The sequence below is a fragment of the Acetobacter sp. DmW_125128 genome, assembly GCF_008704325.1.
Taxonomy (GTDB): domain Bacteria; phylum Pseudomonadota; class Alphaproteobacteria; order Acetobacterales; family Acetobacteraceae; genus Acetobacter; species Acetobacter oryzifermentans.
On record NZ_VHOP01000089.1, the window covers coordinates 1 to 2205 of the forward strand.

A 2205-nucleotide genomic window follows, 5' to 3' on the forward strand; every position below is an offset into this window, starting at 1 on the left:
TTCATATCGCCATTCCCTCAATCAACGCAGAAGAAATAGAATCATACAGAAGACCTCAAAACCAGGGGGTTTTTAGAACCCTCCAGCTTGTGGCCAGTTCCGGCGGCAATACGGTGTATTCCGCCTCTGGCAGCTTTGCCACCCTAGGTGGTGTTGGCCCGGTGCAGATGGTGCATGTGGCACCGCAGAACATTCAGGCGGATACGGTCAAGATCACCGTCACCAGCAATGGCAGCGTATCGGAAAGCTATATTTCCCTGTCTCTGGCCTATATCGGGCCGGTGTGGCAGCCGGTGCGCAACATGAGCACCAAGAGCACCACCGGGCTGGACAGTTCCGTGACAGTGAATACCGGCATGAGCGGGGCCGAGTTTGTTACCCCGGCATGGATGCGGCGCAAGGCTGTGGTGGATCATGAATCTCTGGATCTGGCGGACGTGCCGGTGCTGGAACAAATCCTGCTGCTGGGCGCATCTGGCGCGAATGTGCTGTTTGTGCCGGATCCGGATGCCGATGGCCCCACGCTGAACCTGCGCAGTCTGTTTGGACGCATCCAGCGCGGAGATCTGAGCAACCCCTATGGCGCTGCCCTGCGGCAGCAAACCAGCTTCACCATTACCGAGCGGCTTTAAGCCGCTTTTTTTGTATCAGGACATATCATGCCAACAGCAGAAAACGATGGTGCAGATCTACGCACCGTCCTGGCAAAACTCGACACCATGCAGGGAGATATCAGTGAGGTGAAAAAAGATCAGCGGGAAGAGCGCGATGCCCGCGTTGCTCTAGCAGCACGTACGGATGCGCTGGAAAAACGGGATACGTTGATTTTATCCAAAATCGACAAAATGGCGATTGATGATGCTGAACGCGCCGGAGCCACGCGCCTGACCATGTGGGTTGCCAGCATGCTGGGGCCTACCGGCATCGCAACGCTGGCCGCGGCGCTTTATCACCTCTTCAGCCATCCGTAGCTGACCACGCTGTTTGTCAATTCAGACCTTTCAGACCTTTCAGACTTTTCAGACTTTTCAGAACTGAAAGAGTCCGAAAAGTCTGAAAACTGAAACACGCCCACATATTAGCCCATTACAAATGGCTGTTTTCTGCGGGTTTTGCACTCTGGCGGACTAATTCAGCCAGACTTCCTGAAAACTCGTCCATTCCGGCCGCCATTGTGCGGCCTTTTTTGTATCCGGAAAAACAGATGAATGATTCCATCCAACTGGCGGCATGCCTGTGCCGCAAGTATGAGGGCCTGCGCCTCCAGCCGTACGTTTGTCCAGCAGGTTACTGGACTATTGGTTATGGCAATCGTGCCCTGGCCAACGGGGCCGCCGTAACTGCCAAAACTGCGCCCATTACGCAGCAGCAGGCCGAAGCCCTGTTGGTTTTCACGCTGGCAGGCCTGCGGGTGAAGCTGCGCCAGTTGGTGCGCACGCAGCTTTCGCCAAACCGCGAAGGGGCGCTTCTGGATTTCCAGTATAATCTGGGAACAGCAGCACTGGCAGGTTCCACACTGCTGAAAGATCTGAACGCGGGCCACGATATCGCGGCCAGTGATCAGCTTCTGCTTTGGAACCACATGCACCGAAACGGCCAGCTGATTACGGTGCCCGGCCTTACGGCACGGCGCCATGCGGAATGGTTGCTCTGGAGCGGGGTTAATCCCTGCGATGCGCAGTCAGTAGCGCCTGCACCCTCCCCTACTTCCACAGATCAACTCAACGCGGCGGAAATCGACCGCGTGAAGGAAAACGCATGAGTGAGCGAGATCCTCTGTCCCGGCATGAACTGGATTGCCTGGCAGATCTGCTGTTCGACCGTTTAGCCTAGCGCCTGCGGCAAAGCGGATTCCGGCTGAATGAGGAAAACATCGTCATTGAGCACTTCGATATCAACACGCTGCCCGTCAGCATGCGTGGCGCACAGGGCTGAACAGCCAGAAACCCCCTATTTTCACACATACAGGGCATGCGCAGCGTGCCCGAAAGGTAGATCCATGAACTTGTCCCGTATCAGCGCATATCTGCGCCAGCCCACCACGCTGTTTGCCCTGTCTCTTATTCTGGGGGATCTGGTAGCCACATGGTTTAACGTGATTCCGGCCGGTGGCTCTGCCGCCATGCTGATTGCTGCATTGCCTCTGCTGGGCAGTGATAACAGCGGCATTATTGCAGCCCTTCTGGCCAACAAGGCGGATCTGGA

Annotated in this window: 3 protein-coding genes and 1 pseudogene; all 4 read left to right on the forward strand. The window is 56.2% G+C overall.

Translation table 11 applies throughout. The features are described from left to right. On the forward strand, nt 1–632 hold a 632-nt coding region (locus FKW19_RS15055; protein ID WP_238331380.1), incomplete at its 5' end, for a hypothetical protein. A 27-nt stretch (nt 633–659) separates the two neighbouring features. Next, nucleotides 660–971: a hypothetical protein gene (locus tag FKW19_RS15060; RefSeq protein WP_116100206.1), complete on the forward strand. Its 312-nt coding sequence runs from the start codon at nt 660–662 to the stop codon at nt 969–971. Nucleotides 972–1204: 233 nt separating this feature from the next. Beyond that, nucleotides 1205–1762: a lysozyme gene (locus FKW19_RS15065; protein ID WP_116100338.1), complete on the forward strand. Its 558-nt coding sequence runs from the start codon at nt 1205–1207 to the stop codon at nt 1760–1762. 237 nt (nt 1763–1999) lie between these two features. Further along, nucleotides 2000–2205: pseudogene (locus tag FKW19_RS15070) on the forward strand (hypothetical protein); the annotation flags it as partial.

What these genes read in the sequence shown, in the direction of transcription:
- FKW19_RS15060 (WP_116100206.1), top strand. Translation starts at nt 660, where the DNA reads ATGCCAACAGCAGAAAACGATGGTGCAGATCTACGCACCGTCCTGGCA.
- FKW19_RS15065 (WP_116100338.1), top strand. Translation starts at nt 1,205, where the DNA reads ATGAATGATTCCATCCAACTGGCGGCATGCCTGTGCCGCAAGTATGAG.